This window comes from Pseudomonas sp. NPDC088429 (assembly GCF_044753305.1).
GTDB classification, from domain to species: domain Bacteria; phylum Pseudomonadota; class Gammaproteobacteria; order Pseudomonadales; family Pseudomonadaceae; genus Aquipseudomonas; species Aquipseudomonas rustica.
This window is the reverse complement of sequence record NZ_JBIVMX010000029.1, coordinates 24,135-41,307: the sequence shown is the minus strand read 5'-3', so window position 1 is coordinate 41,307 and position 17,173 is coordinate 24,135. Positions and strand designations below refer to the sequence as shown.

Annotated in this window: 22 protein-coding genes; all 22 read right to left on the bottom strand. The window is 58.7% G+C overall.

The window, feature by feature from the left end:
- Position 1 precedes the first annotated feature (1 nt).
- Complete coding sequence (gene recX, locus ACIP66_RS16140; protein WP_282357805.1) at positions 2–472, bottom strand: recombination regulator RecX; 471 nt, start codon at positions 470–472, stop codon at positions 2–4.
- 8 nt (positions 473–480) lie between these two features.
- Positions 481–1,536: a recombinase RecA gene (recA, locus tag ACIP66_RS16135; RefSeq protein WP_053117721.1), complete on the bottom strand. Its 1,056-nt coding sequence runs from the start codon at positions 1,534–1,536 to the stop codon at positions 481–483.
- 83 nt (positions 1,537–1,619) lie between these two features.
- Positions 1,620–2,120, bottom strand: a complete 501-nt coding sequence (locus tag ACIP66_RS16130) for a CinA family protein (protein WP_053117718.1) — start codon at positions 2,118–2,120, stop codon at positions 1,620–1,622.
- Between the two features lie 67 nt (positions 2,121–2,187).
- Positions 2,188–2,706, bottom strand: a complete 519-nt coding sequence (locus ACIP66_RS16125; protein ID WP_400649129.1) for a lysis system i-spanin subunit Rz — start codon at positions 2,704–2,706, stop codon at positions 2,188–2,190.
- Positions 2,685–3,251, bottom strand: coding sequence for a glycoside hydrolase family 19 protein (locus ACIP66_RS16120; RefSeq protein ID WP_400649127.1), 567 nt, complete (start codon positions 3,249–3,251; stop codon positions 2,685–2,687). The genes ACIP66_RS16125 and ACIP66_RS16120 overlap by 22 nt, the downstream gene beginning before the upstream one ends.
- A 36-nt stretch (positions 3,252–3,287) precedes the next feature.
- Entirely contained in the window at positions 3,288–3,506 is a 219-nt protein-coding gene (locus tag ACIP66_RS16115) for a hypothetical protein (protein ID WP_400649125.1), read from the bottom strand.
- A gap of 12 nt (positions 3,507–3,518) precedes the next feature.
- Positions 3,519–4,721: a carbohydrate-binding protein CenC gene (locus ACIP66_RS16110; RefSeq protein ID WP_400649124.1), complete on the bottom strand. Its 1,203-nt coding sequence runs from the start codon at positions 4,719–4,721 to the stop codon at positions 3,519–3,521.
- An 18-nt stretch (positions 4,722–4,739) separates the two neighbouring features.
- The gene (locus tag ACIP66_RS16105; protein WP_400649122.1) at positions 4,740–5,186 is read right to left on the bottom strand and encodes a phage tail assembly chaperone; all 447 of its coding nucleotides are present in this window, start codon (positions 5,184–5,186) and stop codon (positions 4,740–4,742) included.
- Positions 5,187–6,080, bottom strand: a complete 894-nt coding sequence (locus tag ACIP66_RS16100) for a gp53-like domain-containing protein (RefSeq protein WP_400649120.1) — start codon at positions 6,078–6,080, stop codon at positions 5,187–5,189.
- Positions 6,081–6,102: 22 nt separating this feature from the next.
- A complete protein-coding gene (locus tag ACIP66_RS16095; protein WP_400649119.1) occupies positions 6,103–6,669 on the bottom strand; it encodes a tail fiber assembly protein in 567 nt (188 codons plus the stop codon).
- 9 nt (positions 6,670–6,678) lie between these two features.
- Positions 6,679–7,773 (bottom strand): phage tail protein, encoded by a 1,095-nt coding sequence (locus ACIP66_RS16090; RefSeq protein WP_400649117.1) that lies wholly within the window; start codon positions 7,771–7,773, stop codon positions 6,679–6,681.
- Positions 7,774–7,909: 136 nt separating this feature from the next.
- Positions 7,910–8,425: a phage tail protein gene (locus ACIP66_RS16085; protein ID WP_400649115.1), complete on the bottom strand. Its 516-nt coding sequence runs from the start codon at positions 8,423–8,425 to the stop codon at positions 7,910–7,912.
- Entirely contained in the window at positions 8,422–9,573 is a 1,152-nt protein-coding gene (locus ACIP66_RS16080) for a phage tail protein (protein ID WP_400649113.1), read from the bottom strand. Before ACIP66_RS16080 ends, ACIP66_RS16085 begins: the two co-directional genes overlap by 4 nt.
- 14 nt (positions 9,574–9,587) lie before the next feature.
- A complete protein-coding gene (locus tag ACIP66_RS16075; RefSeq protein WP_400649111.1) occupies positions 9,588–10,187 on the bottom strand; it encodes a YmfQ family protein in 600 nt (199 codons plus the stop codon).
- The gene (locus tag ACIP66_RS16070; protein ID WP_400649109.1) at positions 10,175–11,221 is read right to left on the bottom strand and encodes a baseplate J/gp47 family protein; all 1,047 of its coding nucleotides are present in this window, start codon (positions 11,219–11,221) and stop codon (positions 10,175–10,177) included. Before ACIP66_RS16070 ends, ACIP66_RS16075 begins: the two co-directional genes overlap by 13 nt.
- Complete coding sequence (locus ACIP66_RS16065; RefSeq protein ID WP_212545318.1) at positions 11,211–11,609, bottom strand: phage GP46 family protein; 399 nt, start codon at positions 11,607–11,609, stop codon at positions 11,211–11,213. Before ACIP66_RS16065 ends, ACIP66_RS16070 begins: the two co-directional genes overlap by 11 nt.
- A complete protein-coding gene (locus ACIP66_RS16060; RefSeq protein WP_400649107.1) occupies positions 11,609–12,118 on the bottom strand; it encodes a phage baseplate assembly protein V in 510 nt (169 codons plus the stop codon). The genes ACIP66_RS16065 and ACIP66_RS16060 overlap by 1 nt, the downstream gene beginning before the upstream one ends.
- 107 nt (positions 12,119–12,225) lie before the next feature.
- Positions 12,226–13,266 (bottom strand): phage baseplate assembly protein, encoded by a 1,041-nt coding sequence (locus ACIP66_RS16055; protein ID WP_400649106.1) that lies wholly within the window; start codon positions 13,264–13,266, stop codon positions 12,226–12,228.
- 3 nt (positions 13,267–13,269) lie between these two features.
- Complete coding sequence (locus tag ACIP66_RS16050; protein ID WP_400649104.1) at positions 13,270–14,508, bottom strand: DNA circularization protein; 1,239 nt, start codon at positions 14,506–14,508, stop codon at positions 13,270–13,272.
- Positions 14,495–16,393, bottom strand: a complete 1,899-nt coding sequence (locus ACIP66_RS16045) for a phage tail protein (protein WP_400649102.1) — start codon at positions 16,391–16,393, stop codon at positions 14,495–14,497. Before ACIP66_RS16045 ends, ACIP66_RS16050 begins: the two co-directional genes overlap by 14 nt.
- Before the next feature lie 130 nt (positions 16,394–16,523).
- Positions 16,524–16,820 carry a phage tail assembly protein gene (locus ACIP66_RS16040; RefSeq protein ID WP_007908778.1) on the bottom strand — a complete coding sequence of 99 codons (297 nt, stop codon included), beginning with the start codon at positions 16,818–16,820 and terminating at the stop codon, positions 16,524–16,526.
- Positions 16,817–17,164 (bottom strand): phage tail tube protein, encoded by a 348-nt coding sequence (locus ACIP66_RS16035; RefSeq protein ID WP_053117683.1) that lies wholly within the window; start codon positions 17,162–17,164, stop codon positions 16,817–16,819. The genes ACIP66_RS16040 and ACIP66_RS16035 overlap by 4 nt, the downstream gene beginning before the upstream one ends.
- Positions 17,165–17,173 lie beyond the last annotated feature (9 nt).

The window sequence follows — 17,173 nt, the reverse complement described above, 5'->3', positions numbered from 1 at the left end:
CTTAATCGTCAATCCCTCGACCGCTGAACAAGCGGTTGATCATCTCCATCGAGAAGCCCCGATACGCAAGGAACCGGCCTTGCTTGGCCCGTTCTTTCGCATCAATCGGCAAATGCCCGGAGAATTTGCGACGCCACGTTTCCTGAAGTTGCTCCTGCCAACTGATACCGCTTTCGCGCAGGGCGAGTTCGATATCGGCGCGTTGCAAACCGCGCTGGCTCAGTTCTTCACGAATCCGCAACGGGCCATAGCCAGAACGGGCGCGGTAGGAAACAAAGCTTTCAAGGTAACGGGCTTCGGAAAGCAGCCCCTCTTCCGTCAAACGGTCGAGGGCTGTTTCGATCATCTCCGCCTCAGCGCCGCGCTGACGCAGTTTGCGCGTCAGCTCGACTCGACCGTGCTCGCGACGTGCAAGCAGATCCATGGCGGTTCGCCGCACCGCGACGAGGGTTTCGAGTACGACGGTGCTCATCGTTGCTATCAGATATCAGCGTCGGCCAGGTCGTCTTCGGTCTCTTTGACTGCAGAGGCCTTGGAATCGATCACCGCTGGGGTCAGCAGCTTGTCACGCAGTTGCTTCTCAAGCTTTTTCGCGACTTCCGGGTTGTCCGCCAGGAACTTGGCCGAGTTAGCCTTGCCCTGACCGATCTTGGTGCCTTCGTACGCGTACCAGGCGCCAGACTTCTCGACGAAACCGTGCAGCACGCCCAGGTCGATCATCTCGCCGTTGAGGTAGATGCCCTTGCCGTAAAGAATCTGGAACTCGGCCTGACGGAACGGCGAAGCCACCTTGTTCTTCACAACCTTGACGCGGGTTTCGCTACCGACCACTTCGTCGCCTTCTTTCACCGCGCCGGTACGGCGGATGTCGAGACGAACCGACGCGTAGAACTTCAGCGCGTTACCACCGGTGGTGGTTTCCGGGCTACCGAACATCACGCCGATCTTCATACGGATCTGGTTGATGAAGATCACCAGGCAGTTGGCGTTCTTGATGTTACCGGTGATTTTACGCAGCGCCTGGGACATCAGACGGGCTTGCAGGCCCACGTGCATGTCACCCATTTCGCCTTCGATTTCAGCCTTCGGTACCAGGGCTGCCACGGAGTCGACGATGATCACGTCAACGGCGTTGGAGCGCACCAGCATGTCGGTGATTTCCAGTGCCTGTTCACCGGTGTCCGGCTGCGAAACCAGCAGGTCGTCGACGTTGACGCCCAGTTTGCCGGCGTACTCAGGGTCGAGGGCGTGTTCGGCGTCGACGAATGCGCAGGTCGCGCCGGCTTTTTGCGCCTGGGCGATCACGGACAGAGTCAGTGTGGTTTTACCGGAGGATTCAGGACCGTAGATTTCAACGATACGGCCTTTTGGCAGACCGCCAATGCCGAGCGCGATGTCGAGACCCAGAGAGCCAGTGGAGATAGCCGGGATCGCCTGACGGTCCTGATCGCCCATACGCATTACGGCACCCTTGCCGAATTGACGTTCGATCTGACCGAGGGCCGCAGCCAAGGCTTTCTTCTTGTTGTCGTCCATTAATGTCCTCACGTAATCAATAAGGCCTGACGGCCAACACCTGTATAAGTAGCCAGTATTATTCCACAGCGTTCGCGGATCGCCTACCCCTGATTTTCGATTTCTCGTGCCGCTAGTCGCAGGAGCCCCTCTAGCGCGGCCTTCACCGTTTGTCGGCGGACTTCATCGCGGTTACCGGGGAAGTGTTGAACCTCACTGGTCACCGTCTCGCCAACGCCCCATGCCAGCCACACGGTGCCGACCGGTTTGTTTGGTGAACCACCGTCCGGCCCCGCCACACCGCTGACCGCCACGGCAAATCGCGCCAGACTTTTATCCTGCGCGCCACGCACCATCGCCTCGACCACCTCGGCACTGACCGCGCCCACCGTCTCGAACAACCCGGTCGGCACATTCAGTTGCTGGGTTTTCTGCCGGTTGGAGTACGTCACGTAACCCGCTTCAAACCAGGCCGAGCTGCCGGGAATCCGCGTGATCGCCTCGGCGATGCCGCCACCGGTACACGACTCCGCAGTGGTGACATGGGCATTGAGCACTTGCAGGCGTCGGCCCAGTTCAGCAGCCAATTGGGTGATCTCTTTCACGGCGCACTCCGGATCGTGTGGAATGCCTCCACCGTACACGAGCCGGTTGCGCTTTCAAGACACAGAGTCATTCAAAATGTTCGGGCGCGAGCGCTCTGACATAGGCCTGACACGCCTGCAAGGCAATCAGTCCGCGGTCGCCGGTGTCGGTGATGGCGATAATTCGTTGAGCATGCGCCGGGTCAAGTCGGGCGCGTACGGCTGCATGATCCACGCCGCCGGGGCTGGCGGTGGCTGGCAGTTTGCAGCCTTGGGCAACATCGCCGGCGTCGAGGAGGACTGACAGGCGCACATCAGCAGTGGCAAGGCGATCGCGCAGGCGATCCTGATCACGTTGGGCATCGCTCAGTGCTCGATAGTGGGTTTGTTCAATGGTCGCGAGCCGTTGCTCGAGCGCCAGGCGTTTATCCTGCTCGGCCTGTTGCGCCGAGGCGGCGGCGAGATTCTGTTGATTCAACGTTTCGGTGTTTAAACGCGATTGCTCGGCGAGTTGGCGGCCGTAGCGCCAGTCCTGAAACTGCCAGGCCGCCACAAAAGCGCCGACGGCCAATAAGAGTAAGCCAATCACTCGCCAGGGGATTGGCATAGCACCGCCCTCGCCCGCGCCCAGATTTCCAGGCGATCCTGCAAGCCGTTCAACCCGCCGTTTATTCGCCGGGTGATGGTGTTGAACTGGTCGCGATCAGCCAGTTCGTTGAGGCCGTTCTGCTCCCAGAACCAAGCGGCGGATTCAGCCGCCCATTGCGGTTGTTCCAGCAGCTCTGGCAGCGACAGCAGACGCTCATCGCCAAACAGACCGAGGCTGCACTGGCGATAGTTGCTGCGCCCGGTGATCTGGATGAGCCCGCGCCCGCGGTATTTTTGCCCGTCGCCGTCAGCTTCGGGCGTGTTGCCCAAGCGCAAGGCCAGGGTGCCGGTGTCGTATTTGCTCAGGTATTGGTTGTTGCCCAGTTCGCGTACGTACTGCAATTGCCCGGATTCGTGACCGACTTGCGCAAGAAACGCGGCGATGCGTTTGGGTGTGTCGATGCGCCGGCGAGCCATTGCGGTGTTGAGTGCAGAAACAAAAACGCCCGCTTGGGTGCGGGCGTTGGGCATGATGTTAGTTAAGTTGTTTTCGGTTATTTGCATAATGCTTGATCCTCCCTGGATATCCTTTGACTGATATCACGACTGACGGGAAATACCCGCCAGCCATTTTTTTGCCAGAGTTTTCAGAGTGCTCCCCGGCACCGCGTCCTCGACTGTTTCGCCGACTGGCAGCACCTCGCCGCCCGATAACAGCCATTGCTGATACGCGAGCCAATCACGGTTGTCGGGATCTTGCGGAATAAACGCGGAATCCTCCATGCGCAACACACCGCTTGCGGTCAGTTGATAAGTCATGAGTTTCAACCCCTATATTTCAGCGTCTGCTGTCCATTCCAGTTGCAAGGTCTGGCCTGGCGCACTGTTAACGGGTGTGACTGTTGCAAACGAGATACTGCGATCCGTAACACCTTGCAGTGTGGTGCCGGTGCAAGCCTTCATCATCGTCTGATTCCAGACCTGATTGCTGGTGTCAGCCGGGCAATAAGTAGTGACGGTCGGCTGAACTCTTTTCTGCACCAGAAAGCCGATCGTCATACCGTATTGGCCAGTGTTGCCCGCCGGAACTTGGGTGAACGTCGAAATACACGTGTTGGTTCCGTTATTCGCTTTGACGGGAAGTCCGCTCGCAAAAGACTTTTCGAAATAACGCTGACAAAGCATCAACTCGTCAACGACAGATCGCTGCTCAAAGGGAGTGGAAACCGGGCCCTCCTCCAGTTGAATCAAGGTCAGATCGACTGTTTGCATAACGTTCAACGGTAAATCAAACGACAGCGTCAGGCAGTCGTTGACCCCCTTCATTTTTCCGGCGATGGCAGGTACCTGGAACGTCGCGGTGTATCGGGTCCACGCCGTATTCAGCTGAAAAACATCCACCACCTTCACAACCGCTTCTGAACCTCCGGTACCAAACTGTTGAGCGACAGCCACTTTCAATGGCCGCGCCGCATCCGATCGGGCCCAGAACGTCAGGGTCGCGGTTTTGCCGGCAAGGGTTCTGACCGATTCAATGTTCTGAGAAATCCTGTGAGTGGTAGCGCCCACCCCCGCTGTGATTTGCTGCCAGCGAAGGAAACAAACGGGCTCGCCAGGCACTTCCGCTTGTCCAAGGGAGAAACTCTGACGGGTGATACTGACGCCCGCGTTGCCGTTCCAGTCGCAGCGAAAACGATCAGCGACATAACCGCCGGTATTCGGCGCCTGATTAGCCGCTCCACGCTGCCAGATTTCGAACCCGCCATTGATCAGCAGATTCCTGCGATACACCTGCACCGGAAACTGTTGCAGCGGATCCGGTTTCGACAACTCTTTGATTGCCAGCGCCAGTTGATTGGTCTGCTCCTCATCGGGAGTCAATCCGGCAGCCTTGATGGCGTTGAGAATCTCTTGAGTAACGCTGTTACCCCAACTGGCCGGAATTAGTGAACCGGGTGTACCTGCGATGGCATCTTCATCTACAAACTTACCGTTCTCCAGGCCTGAACCGGGAACGTTTTTTGGATAATCCATTTCAACATCCTTGCTGACTTAAAGCGCAGTCGCCAACCAGCGCGGCGCGACTGGTCGATGCTCGCTAAAGGGAAAGAAAGAGCCCTGCGGCCAGTCGCGTAGTGCACGCCGGTAGGTTTGCAGTTCGGTGTATTGATCGGTGGTTAGCGTGGTACCGCCACCGTCTTCGAGTTCATCACGATCGCGCGCTACCAGACCGTCAGTGGCAGCCAGTTGTGCAGTGCGCCAGTGACGTTCAGTTTCGGCTGCCTGATCCGTCGAAGGTGTTGGTGGATCAACCAGTATCGGATAACCGTTAGCTGAACTGACACCAACCGTCTTCGGCGTCACTGCCATATGCTGTAGCAGCGAGATCCAGTACGCCTGTGGGATTTCAATCACGTCTTCAGGAATGTCGGCCGAGTTGATACCCGGTACATAAACACCTAGTGTGCTGGCGCTGAACAAAACATTGTAGGCGTTCATTTAATAACCCTTTGCGAAGTAATTAATACGCCAGCCTGGCGATACGCCGTTAACTGCATCTCGCATTTTCAAGCGAATACTTTGTTTTTGCTCTGTTCCTCCCAAGACGATAACCATCGCTCCGCCAGTGCCGACGTGAGTAGCCACGCATGAGGAATATGCGTTGGGAAACGAAATCGGAAAGGTCACAAGAGCCTCACCGTTGGCATCCGTCATAACCGTTCCCCACTGATCGATATTGCCGCTGGCGTGTTTCTGATACCCGGGGTTACCGTTCAAACCGGATAGAAGCGCGGCGTACTTCAGACTCGCCGTCCCATGAACAGCCCAAATACCGCTCTCATTAACAATGGTCGCACTCTCGCCACTGTTCATGATGATCGAAGTCAGATATGCACCTTGCGGGGTTATTTGCGCAGTGCCCGTGCATGCAATGGTGACGACCGCGTTACTCCGGCAATGCAACGAAAATGTCCCACCATTGGGCACAGTCTTGATATCGGGCAGGCTCACCGTATAAGGCGAGTTTCCACCTATACCAATCGTCCATCCCACATCCGCAACGGTCAGTTGTGTCGCGGCAGTGACGCTGCGTGCCCCGGCGTAGTTGCCCAACGAACGCTGCACAAACTCGGTTGTAGCCACCGAACGACTGACGTCAAATGGTGCCCGGGTCTGATACAGCTGCGCACTTCGAAGTGCAGTTAACAATTGCGTGTTTGAAGTTTCGCTGGGCGTCATTCCGGCGGCCTGTACAACCCCGAGAATTTCCTGGGTCACACCATTGCCCCAACTCGCCGGAATCAAGGATCCGGGAGATCCGGTAAGCGGATCCTCATCGACAAATTTGCCATTGACCAAGCCAGCACTGGGAACGCTGATTGGATAATCCATTGCATTTCTCCTTTGCGATGTTTCAGGTGTTCGCGATCGTGCCTGGCACGATTGGCCAAGTGATTTGCGCAGGGAAACCTGGCTGTTTCTCGATGCGGTTCAACTCCACGCTGTAAAGCTTCCATTCGAGCAATTGCAACTGCTCTTCATGGCTGGCATCACCGATATCCTCGGCGTATTGCAGCGGAGCAATTCGCAGAACGGCCTCACGAAGCAGTGCATCGCGCGCTTGCAAAGTTTGCTGTCTGGCATCGGCCAATTGCGCCTGCTCATCCAGTTGCCAGGCGTTGTCACGCCAGACATGGAAGTCACCGGGCCAAGGTTGCGTGGTGAAGGTCTCAGGCAACTCGCCCAACTCGTTCCAGAGTTGCTGAGCACCACCGTCCTTTCGGTAAACCCGACCCCGACGGTCGATGACTTCCCGCGGCACACCATTGACCAGCGCCCAGGTGCGGCCGGTTTCCGGTTCAGGCAATTCAAAGGTCAGTTGCACGGCGTTGGCAGGAAGCTGAACGCCGATTCCGGGCGTGACGAAAAACTCGACAGGCCCGGACAATGCGCCCGAGCCGTCAAACAGATAATTGAACATGGGGAAGCCTCAGATAAGCTTGATTCGACCGGGATAGGCGATGTTGCGCGGGCGGGATTTGAAGGTGTAAAGCACAGTGCTGGCCGTATCTCGCTGATAATTGGTGCCGACCGGATAAACAGGACCACCATTGAGTAATCCTGAAACGAATTCGGCTTCTTCGCGCGTTTCAGCACCAAATCCGGTCAAGCTATCCGACCAGTAGGCACCCACAGCACCTCCGCCATTTGCACCTTGGGCGTAGGAATGAATCGAGCCTGATTGAGAGGTACCTGTTTGGCGACCTATGTCCACGCCCCGGCCTTCGTCCAGCACTCGCAAAAACTCACCCCTCCCCTCTGGCCCACGAAAGGTTGCTGCGCCATCGCCCGACGTCCACTTACCTTCGTTGCCAACGCGAGCAGCCTCGGTGCCGAGCATCCCCGATTGCTGCGCGTGATCCCAAAGCCACGGCCATTCGACACGCTTCATGACGGCGCCATTGAGCGCACCGTAACCACCGGGGCTCAGCAAGACTGTCGTCTCGAAAAACGGTCGCCCCAACGGCGTGTTATCGAAGCGCCCAACCGGCCACCAACTCCCCGCGCCATCGCTGCGCAAATGCCACCAGTCACCACCACCCATCAACACTAAAAATGGATAGCCACTGGCCGAAAGGTGCGTGTGAAAACGAATCCGGTCGCTGCCGGATGCTTGAACGACGAGCCGACTGCCGCTGTTGTCCACACGACGAACTATCACATCGCGCACACCCAGTGGACCGTCGGCCGCTGGCAACACAACCGTCACAGGCGCAGGACTGGCATCAATCAACACAAGACCGAGTTCCTGCTCGGTCAACGTCTTCGAGGCGGCGAGCCGGGTGATCACCGATCGCATCGGACTGGCATTGCCGACAATCGACTGAATAGCCTTGAGTAGTTGCCGGGTATCCGTCTCGGACGCAGTCATCCCGGCCGCATTGATCACATTCAGAATTTCTTGAGTAACGCTGTTACCCCACGCCGCCGGGATCAATGAACCCGGTTTGCCTGCCTCCGGGTCTTCATCGGCGAAACGGCCGTTGACCAGCCCGACACTGGGGACAGTTATTGGATAATCCATAGGTTGTCTTTTCCTCTGTCATAACAAATGAACCGCACCGACGATCAAGGCGCTGCCTTAGTGCCCACGGCTTTTTTCTGAAAATAAAAAGCCCACGGTGAAGTGGGCTTGGGGTGTTCAAGAAGGAAGGTATTGATTAGCCGGAGAGACCACCGAGCAGTTCGCGGATGGCGAGCAATGCCTCATCAGCGGCACCCCGCGCCAAGTCCATTTTGCCCTTGGCAGCCTGCGCACGAATTTGCGCTTTGGCCTTGAGGCGCAAGGTGCGCAGCGTCAGCAAATGATCCGTCAACTGATCGGCCTTGCTGAGGATTTGATCGGCGGCCTGTTTGGCCGTTCGACCTTTGACGACCCACGCAGCAACGGAAACCGGCACTTCTTTTTTCGGGTAACCCGCGTCTAGATAAGCCTGAGCGTCTGCGGCGGCCTGGGCGTACTCCATGGCTTTGAGGGGATCGCCGGCCAGTACGGGTCGGGCGCGGTCGGCGGCGGTGTCGACTTTGGTGCAAAGGCGCTCCGACTCCTTTTGCTCCAGCGCAGCCATTAACAAAGGATCCTGTATCCATTGCTGACCGTCCCACGTGTGATCAGGCGACGGTTGTGGCGAACGCAGTTCGTTACCAAATTGATGAAGTTCCTGGATAACCCTCATCGGATCAACTCCCACACGAAATGAACGTTGACGGCATTGACGAAGTTCAAGGCGATACCGGTGGTGTAATCCGCGATCGGGTGACCTTTTATTCCGATACCGTGTAGCAATTCGTCCTTATCGGCACTGCTGGAACCAAGCTGGTGCTGAGCCTGAAAGGTCTGCCACAGCGAGCGAAATTGCGAATGATCGAAACTGGCCGTCAACGACGACACGGTGACATCACCTATCTGATTGTTGGTGAAAATCACGCTTGACGATTTGTCCGCCCACCCCGCCGGATTTCCACCAATCGCTTGAATTCCGGGACTCAGGAAGGTGAAGCTGGCTCCCACCCAATCTCCTTGGGCAAACGCTGCGTTAGTCACTAAAGTAGTCGAAGGCGTCGGGTTGCTGGCAATAAGCCGCGCAGAACGCGCATGCGCATCCAGTGGCAGATAAATCACCCCGGTGCCATTAACTGTCTGGCTCCAAGTGAGGCGCGAGCGGTTATAGATTGCTAGTACTGACGGCAGGGTTCCCACGGCGCCAGTGAGTATCCAGGCCACGCACATGTCCAGGCTGGTGGACGCAAAACCGCCGCCACCAACCGCTTCGGCGGTTCCTTTGAGTGAGGCAGGTGCAACGTCAGTCGGCAGACCACGCTGTACATAGAAAAACAATGCGCCGGCGACCACCTGAGCTCGCAAAAAATACGCGGTATTGGGTAACAGATCAGCGCTGACCCAGGCTGCGGTGGTGAACGTGCGCGAACGGGCCAACTGACCTGCGATCACTTCCTGAGCCAGGCTGACGGGCACTCCGGGGGGCACAGAAACTTTGCCTCCACTGGTGGCAGCAGCGCTGGCCACAACATTCAACCGGCCCTCGGTATTCGCCACGGTAGGCAGCGGCAACGACACAATCGGCAAAGCCGAATCCAGACTCCAGCCTTTGGCCGAAACGCTCTGAATCGCCTTCAACAATTGATCGTATTTCTTCTCGTCAGGCGTCAAACCACCAGCCTCGATCACGCTGATGATTTCCTGCGTGACACCGTTACCCCAGGCCGCCGGAATCAACGATCCCGGCGTGCCCAACAGCGGATTTTCATCGACAAATTTCCCATCCACCAAACCTGCGCTGGCGACACTCCTCGGATAATCCATCCCGTCATTCCTCCCTAGTCATAATTGATATGCACCGTGGTATGCGCCGGCGCGCTGCGATGAATCAAACACTCCAGCGCCGAGCCCGGATTGACGCCGAAACGCTCACCCCAGTAACTCGCGCCAAAACGCCGACCGAGCAGCAAGCGCCCGCCGGTGTTAAGCGTCCACATGAATTGCGCCTCCCACGTGCCCCAGCGCGCTAAACCAAAACGCGCACGGCCCATGCGGGGCGCCTCGTGTTCGGTGATGGTGGCGTTGGGGTAGCCCTGGCTTTTGGCGATTTCCAGGTAGTAACCGACGGCCTGACTGCCAACCGCGAGCAAGCGGCGGCGAACAGCGAGGCGGCGGTCGTCGAACAACGGTTCGGCACCGAGGCAGGGGTCGGGCAGGTTCATCACCTGCTCCCAGTCCGGCACCAGTTCGCTGACGCCGGCCGGGTCCATCTCGTTGAGCAGGTCGGCGGCGCGAGCATCGAGACGCGCCAGTTCGACCGCGACGCTTTGCAGGACTTCATCAAGTTCCGGCACGCGCTCCGGATCCCACGCCGGGCCGCTGGGCAGCAGCGCACGAAGCTGCGCCTGATATTGCGCGGCGGTTCTTATGCCCCCCATACGCAACCTCCGAAAGTGAGCAGCTCGCTTTTACCAGCACCGACATCGGTGGCCGGTGCAGTCAGTACGTGATCGAACTCGCCACCGGCGCTGCTGATCGCTTCGCGGATGTGGCTGATCAGCAACGACACGCCGAGATCGGCCTCACGGTTATGCAAGTCGCGCAACTGCGCTTCGATGGCCGCACGAACGGCAGTGGTGTCCGGGTTGACGCTTTTGAATCGATAAACCACCGGCACCTGAACCGGGCTTTGCACATGCACTTCGGCGGTAACCGGGCGCAGCGGCTCGATGTAATCCTGAACCTCGGCCAATTGCTCATCGTTAGGCACGGGTTGCGGATCTTCGTCGCGCATGATGAATACCGTCACCGTGCCCGGCCCGAGCAAACCGCCACGACACCACGCCCGCGTCACGCCAGGCACCTCCAGTGCCCAGGTTTCATAATCGCTAGCCGAGCCACCGTGGGGGATTACGCGATAGGAACGGATCACTCGCGAACGCAGCGACTCCAGACTCTCCCGCGCGACACCACCGCTGAGTCCCGGCGCCAGCACTACAAAACTGCTGCTGACGATACCGGCAACCGGCTGCACCGGCGTCAACACGAGGCCCGCGTCAGCATTACCGAGGCTGCCGGCGTCAAGCGCGGCAATGGTGGTGCTGTTGACACCGTTGGCCGTGACCCGCGCAGTGGTGACTTTGTAAGTACGGCCATCGTTGGTTTGCAGCAACGTATCGACGTCCAGAATCGCACCGGCCGTAGCGCTGAAGCTGACACTGCCCGTGGCCACCTGCGCGGGTTTGCGCGGCTGGTTCAGACGCAACGCGGCGATGCGTTCCAGCGTCGATTCATCGGCTTTGTCGGGGAGGATCTGCTCGGCAATCCAGTCGAGATAACCGTACAGACCAAACGCGGCGCCGCCGAGGGTGCGGGCCAGCACTTGCGCATCGGACTGGCGCAGCGAATCGCCGGCCAGGTCGCTTTGGGTGCGCTTGATCAGCACCGGCAGCGAAGGGGTTTCAAACGGCATAGATCACCTGCCAACTGTTATCGGGGTTAATGTCCAGACGTTCGCCGTCGGCCAGGGTCAGCACCGTGCGCAGATTCAGACGCTGGGCATCGAGGCGTTCGCTGAGGATGTCGATGGCGCTGCAGTGGCCGTCGTCGATCAGCCATTGCAAGGCTTCGCGGGCATAGAACTCGGCGTCCATCTGGGTTTGTCGGGTCAGCTTGACCCGGCGCAACAGCCACAGCCGCGAGCCGATGCGATCGTCAGCAACGGTGGGAAAGCTGTCGCCCCACCAGCCGAAACGTTCTTCATCGTCGAGTGCGTCGTCATCGGCAGCGCGACGCCAGGTGAACAGGCTGATAAGCACGGCGCGGGTCAGTGCGGCGTGGAGGTTCTGGCTGATAAACATCACTGGCCTCCTGCCGGCGCGCCGGTCTGGCCGCTGCCGGCTTGTACGCCGACGTGCACGTGTTTGATCTGGCTGATACCGCCAGCGAGCTGGTCACCGGTGGAGACGATTTTTCCGCTCTGATTGATCACCGGCGTGTCGAAGTTCACCGCGCTGCTGGCGCGGATGTTCAGCGTGGCGGTTTCGATGTCGATGATCCGTCCGCGCTTAAAGTGGATCTTGTCGCCTTCGTCGGTGTAGATCGCCACTTCGCCGGCGGCCAGCGCTTGCAGACGATAGCGGCGGTCGGCGATGACTAAAGCGATGGCGTGGGAACGGTCGCCGCCGATGAAGGTGACGACGCCTTCGGCACCGGCCAGTGGATGGCTGGTGAAGCCGTAGGGTTCGAAGTGTTCGAGGTCGTCGTTGACTTCACCGGCGGTGAGGCGCATTTGCAGCGATTGCAGCTTGGCGGCCGAATTGGCGAGCACGACAGTGCCGCGCGCCAGCAGGCGTGTCATCAGGCTCATGTTGAATTCCTATGAGGCCCTAAAAGATCGCAGCCTTCGGCAGCTCCTACATTGGCTCGGTGTGCATTTGTAGGAGCTGCCGAAGGCTGCGATCTTTTAAGGAACAGTCAGGTTTTGGAGGGAATGGGATTGGCGTCGAAGGTATGCGGCGGGGCCACTTGCAGCGTGGTCACCGAGCCCTGCGCCGACAATGAATACGTCACTTTTGAAATGAGCATGTCGCCGTCAAAACCAAGCACCGGATCTTTCACCCGCACCAGCGTGTTGTGACGCCACAAATCGCCGTTGGCCTGACGCCAGCCCTGCACCTGATACGTGGTGGTTTGCGCGCGGCCCAGGCGGGTGGCGCTTTCCCATTGGGCACGCTGCTGCGCCAACTCAAAGGTCAGTTGCGTGCCCTCGTTGATCACCGTGGTGCGCCGACGTTTGAAGGTCAGGTCAGCCGCCGTCGATTCAACTTCGCTGACCGCCGCCCCGCTCTGGATGTCCGAGCCTTTTTGCTGACCGATCACCCGGTATTCGGAGAACACCTGGCTCTGATCCATCGCCGCATTGGCCGACAAAATATTCTTGCCCAGTTCCAGCGCATCACTGGCACGACCGCCGCTGCCGGGCTTGGCCAGCACCAGCCGGCCCTGCTCGTCATCGGTGGAAAAAACCCGCAACAACGAGAGCAAACGGTCGATCGACTGGAACACCGTTTCACCCGGCACGATCGTGTGTTTGGCCAGCCGCGACGTCTCGGGAATTTCGTTGACCACCTTCAGCGAATACTCACTCGCCAACGCCTCGACGATGCTCAGCAGCGGTTGATCCTGCCATTGATTCGGCCGGTTGGCGGCTGCGCAATCGACCAGATCCTGCGTCCTGGAACTGCCTTCGATGCTCAGGCTGATCTGGCGTCCGTCATAGCTGATCGGTGCTTTGAATACATAACCGGTGAGCACCAGATCCTTGCCGATTTTCACTTCGCAGGGGTCACCGGGTTTGATCCGCTGATCCACAGTTTGTCCCGGCCACTGCCAAGTGATATCCAGTTTGAAGCTGCGAAACTGACGCTCCAGATCGGCGCTGATTTCGACGCTTTTCCAGCCGCCGTACTCCATGTCATTAACCGTCAGCGTGACGCGATTATCCATCTCGCTCATGGCTTACTCCCGGGAAACTTTCACGTCGTTGGGCGGCAGATACAACGGATGAACAGTACCGTTGCGTTGAATCACTTCAGTGACGCGAGTGGCATCGGCAAACTGTTTGTAGGCCACCACCAGCGCGGGCAAACTTTCCTGAAACGACTTGCTGACCTGCCGCACACCGGACGATGCCACCGCTTTGAGGTGATTGATCAACGCCTCTTTCACATCGTTGATCGCCTGAAAATGTGCGACCCCCGCTTTGTCCAGCATCGGATCAATCGCCGCGCTCACCGCTTCGCGCAGGGCCTGCATGTCATCACTGACGGGCACTTCCTGACGGGTCACCGGCGTGGTCGCCTGTTGCCCCACCGACGGTGTCGATTGCAGCTTCACCGGCGTGGTCGCCACCGGCATCGACGCCACCCATTGCGCGACTTTGACCAGCAGCGTGTCCTGCACCAGATCGGCCATGGCTTGCGCCGCCGCGTTGGTGTCCTTGCCGGTGGTGATCTTCGGCGCATCGGCTTTACGGATCGCTTCGAGTTGTTGGGAGACGTCGGCAATCACGCCACGGTAGCCCTCCTTCGCGAACGCTTTCAGCTCCTTGATATCGCCGAGCAAGCCTTTGAATTCCGCTGCCACTTCCTTGGGCAATTCCTTGACCGCTTTCACCAGTTCAGTGATCTGCTTGTACTGCGCGATCAGCGGTTTCAGCTGCTCTTTGATCACCTCGTAAACCCCGGTGAGGCTGTTGCGCAGATTGGCGATGCCGATCCGCGCAGCCTTGATCAGCGTCATCGCCTGTTCGAAACGCGCCACCGCAGAACCGAGCAGCGAGTCGGCTTTCACCAACAAGACTTTCTGCGTGCTGACGGTCGCCGTCGGGAACGGCAGCGGCTGATCGGGATAGAACTTCAGCGTGAACGTGACCATGCCGCCGTCCTGGCGGGTGTGGGTCATGTCGCATTCGCCGACCTTGACTTGCAGGCGTCCGAGCCACGGATGCACCAACTCGCCACTGCCCGCCTCCAACGCCTTGAGCAACTTGTCTCGTTGCTCCAGGCAATCGACGCCGATGATGAACGCGGTGATGTCGTGGGTCTTGGCTTGTTGGCCGAGGTCTTCGAAAAACGGCAGGTCGCGTTGCGGGTATTCGTGCAACTGCCCCTTGCGACCGACCGGGGTTTTCGCCTGATCGATCCAGAAACCGACACCGCGAAAGGATGCCGGCAATAAACGGTCACGCCAGTTCATTGGAACCTCCTGCCGACAGCGAGCGATAACCGATGCGCGACGACAGCGCCAGGCCCGGTTGATTGGTTTGTGGTTGATCGGTGCGCAGCCCCGGCGGCGCGTTGACGAAGCTGACGGTCAGGCCACCTTCGAGTTGCGTGCGGTTGTTGATTGCGCTTTGTTGGATCAGGGCGCTGGAGGATTGTGGCAACGAACCCGCCGACAACGCGCCGTCCGCCGAAGCTTGCGGGCTTGCACCAAAGAACGCCGGCGCCAGCTCACCCTTGCCTTCGGCATTGGTCTGGCGTTGCGCTTCAGTCAGGGTCTCAACCTTGCCAGTGACCTTGGCGATCAACCCGGCGAAGCCACCGTCAAACAGCTCCTTGATCGGTGCGATGACGGTTTGCAGCTTTTGCCACAACTCGCCGAACCACTCGGTGATCGGCCCCCAGCTCTCGATGATCTGATCCAGCGGTTTCCATTCGAACAGCGTGTGCAGAAAATCCACGACGGGCGCGGACACCGCCAGCACCACGCCCCACAGCGCCGAAAAGACTTCACCGATCGGTTGCCAGAATTGCGCAATCTGCTCCAGCGGCGACCAGTCGAACAGGTCTGTGAAAAAGCCTTTGACCTGTTGCACCGACGTTTGCAAAGCGGCCCAAATCGGTTGAAAAAACCCGACGACACCCCCCCATGCGCTGCTGATCATATCCATTGGAAAGAAGTCGAACAGCGTCTGGAAAGCTTCACGGGTTTTCTGCACGGCGGACTGCAGCGCTGTCCACGTCGGTTCGAAGTACGTGACGACACCACCCCATGCACTGTTGATCATCTGCATCGGCGAGAAGTCGAACGCATCCGCCAGGAAATCCTTGGTGGACTGCGCCATTTTTCGCAGCCCGGTGAACATCGGTTCGAAGTACGTCACCACTCCGCCCCAGGCACTGCGGATCATCTGCATCGGCGAGAAATCGAAGAGGTTTCTCAGGAACGACATCACCGGCACACTCAAGGCCTTGAGCAATTCCCAGATTGCCGAAAACAGGCCAGTCAGCGGCCCCCAGTTGTCCAGGATCATGCCGTACGGCGTCCATGAAAAAACACTCTTGAAGAAGTCGATCAACGGACTAGTCACCGCTTTGACCCTGTCCCAGATCCCCGAGAAGAATCCCGTGACCGGTTGCCAAAGCGCTGCCAGCGTATCGAGCGGTCGCCAGTCAAGCACCGAGCGCAAGATCGCCATTGCACTGGCTCCGGCATTTTTCACGCTTTCCCACATGCCCTTGAAGAACCCGCTGATCGGCGTCCAGTTGGCGACAATCAATCCGGCCGCCACGGCAATGCCCATGGCGATCAGCATGATCGGGTTAGTCTTGAGCACCATGCTCATGACATCGAACACCTGTGTGGCACCGGTGACAGCGGTTTGCATCGCCGAGAAGGCGATGGCCCCCGCGGCCAGCCCTTCGACCAGTTTCGGATTGTCGGCGAGCAGGCTGCCGAACTGCGTCATCATCGGCTCAAGCCCGATCACCACGGCACCGACTGCCGGCACCAATGCAGCGTCGATGGCAGCCGAGACCTTTTCCATCGACGCACTGAACACGTTCATGTTCTGTGCAGCGGCTTTCGGTGCGGCGGGCAGGTCGACGGTTTTTGCCGTCGCGCTGACTTCAGTCAATTTGCCCTGAAATGCCGCTGCCGATTTGATTCCGTCCACGAACGGCGTGATCACGCTGCCGCCCTTGAACAGGCCACTGATGTCGAGTTTGCCGAGGCCGGTCTGTTCGAGGTTTTTCTTGAAGCTGTCGACTTTCTCGCGAAGCGCACCGAGCTTGGGCGACAGCTCATCGATGCCAGTGATCAGCACCGATGTTTTGGGTTTGCTTTCTGTGTCTGCCATCACTGCACCTGCTGCATCGCATTGATCCGTTGCGCGTGCTCCAGCGATTCGCGGAGCACATCCAGTGGCCTGGCCATCATCTGTTCGGGGTCAACCTTCCAGAACCAGGCCAGGTCATAGGCGACGGCGATCAGGTCGGTGATGGCGCCGACGCCGCACTCATGAAAAAACTCGCAACGGCCCAGCTCAGCGCGTTGAGGTCGGCCAGATCCAGCTGGTTGACCGACGACGGCGGAATGCCGGCGCACACGGCGATGTATTTGGCCGCCACGTCCATGTCGAGGCTGACTTCTTCGCTCTTGTCGATCTTGTACGGCAGCGCCTTGATCGCTCGCACTTCCTGCACCGTCGGGCGGCGCAGAACGAGTTCGGTCAGGGGCTCGCCGTGAGCTTCGATCGCGACTTGAAGCTTCACGGCGCCGCTCATTGCCAGGTTCCTTTGATGCCTTCGAATTTCAGTTCGATAGCGGCGTCATCGCCTTTGGAGACTGGCTCTTCAACCAGATACGCACCGGCCAGCACGTAGACTTTGCCGTTGCTGAATTCGCAGGTGACGGTCATGTCGACGCCTTCGATCAGTTGCTTGAGCGGGAAGTCCGGGGTGTGCAGCGCGGTCACTTTGAACGACGCTGCCACGTCGGTTTCCTTGTAAAAACCCGGCACGATGGTTTCGCGTTTGGTGGACATCAGCGGGGCTTCGCAGCCGCCGTTGATCGTCAGTTGTGCGCCGTCGACTTTGACGTAGCAGGTGCCTGCAATCAGTTGACCCATGGTGTTACT

Bases quoted from the DNA above. Each gene is read 5' to 3' on its own strand.
- recX (WP_282357805.1), bottom strand. From the start codon at position 472: ATGAGCACCGTCGTACTCGAAACCCTCGTCGCGGTGCGGCGAACCGCC.
- recA (WP_053117721.1), bottom strand. From the start codon at position 1,536: ATGGACGACAACAAGAAGAAAGCCTTGGCTGCGGCCCTCGGTCAGATC.
- ACIP66_RS16125 (WP_400649129.1), bottom strand. From the start codon at position 2,706: ATGCCAATCCCCTGGCGAGTGATTGGCTTACTCTTATTGGCCGTCGGC.
- ACIP66_RS16120 (WP_400649127.1), bottom strand. From the start codon at position 3,251: ATGCAAATAACCGAAAACAACTTAACTAACATCATGCCCAACGCCCGC.
- ACIP66_RS16115 (WP_400649125.1), bottom strand. From the start codon at position 3,506: ATGACTTATCAACTGACCGCAAGCGGTGTGTTGCGCATGGAGGATTCC.
- ACIP66_RS16110 (WP_400649124.1), bottom strand. From the start codon at position 4,721: ATGGATTATCCAAAAAACGTTCCCGGTTCAGGCCTGGAGAACGGTAAG.
- ACIP66_RS16105 (WP_400649122.1), bottom strand. From the start codon at position 5,186: ATGAACGCCTACAATGTTTTGTTCAGCGCCAGCACACTAGGTGTTTAT.
- ACIP66_RS16100 (WP_400649120.1), bottom strand. From the start codon at position 6,080: ATGGATTATCCAATCAGCGTTCCCAGTGCTGGCTTGGTCAATGGCAAA.
- ACIP66_RS16095 (WP_400649119.1), bottom strand. From the start codon at position 6,669: ATGTTCAATTATCTGTTTGACGGCTCGGGCGCATTGTCCGGGCCTGTC.
- ACIP66_RS16090 (WP_400649117.1), bottom strand. From the start codon at position 7,773: ATGGATTATCCAATAACTGTCCCCAGTGTCGGGCTGGTCAACGGCCGT.
- ACIP66_RS16085 (WP_400649115.1), bottom strand. From the start codon at position 8,425: ATGAGGGTTATCCAGGAACTTCATCAATTTGGTAACGAACTGCGTTCG.
- ACIP66_RS16080 (WP_400649113.1), bottom strand. From the start codon at position 9,573: ATGGATTATCCGAGGAGTGTCGCCAGCGCAGGTTTGGTGGATGGGAAA.
- ACIP66_RS16075 (WP_400649111.1), bottom strand. From the start codon at position 10,187: ATGGGGGGCATAAGAACCGCCGCGCAATATCAGGCGCAGCTTCGTGCG.
- ACIP66_RS16070 (WP_400649109.1), bottom strand. From the start codon at position 11,221: ATGCCGTTTGAAACCCCTTCGCTGCCGGTGCTGATCAAGCGCACCCAA.
- ACIP66_RS16065 (WP_212545318.1), bottom strand. From the start codon at position 11,609: ATGTTTATCAGCCAGAACCTCCACGCCGCACTGACCCGCGCCGTGCTT.
- ACIP66_RS16060 (WP_400649107.1), bottom strand. From the start codon at position 12,118: ATGAGCCTGATGACACGCCTGCTGGCGCGCGGCACTGTCGTGCTCGCC.
- ACIP66_RS16055 (WP_400649106.1), bottom strand. From the start codon at position 13,266: ATGAGCGAGATGGATAATCGCGTCACGCTGACGGTTAATGACATGGAG.
- ACIP66_RS16050 (WP_400649104.1), bottom strand. From the start codon at position 14,508: ATGAACTGGCGTGACCGTTTATTGCCGGCATCCTTTCGCGGTGTCGGT.
- ACIP66_RS16045 (WP_400649102.1), bottom strand. From the start codon at position 16,393: ATGGCAGACACAGAAAGCAAACCCAAAACATCGGTGCTGATCACTGGC.
- ACIP66_RS16040 (WP_007908778.1), bottom strand. From the start codon at position 16,820: ATGAGCGGCGCCGTGAAGCTTCAAGTCGCGATCGAAGCTCACGGCGAG.
- ACIP66_RS16035 (WP_053117683.1), bottom strand. From the start codon at position 17,164: ATGGGTCAACTGATTGCAGGCACCTGCTACGTCAAAGTCGACGGCGCA.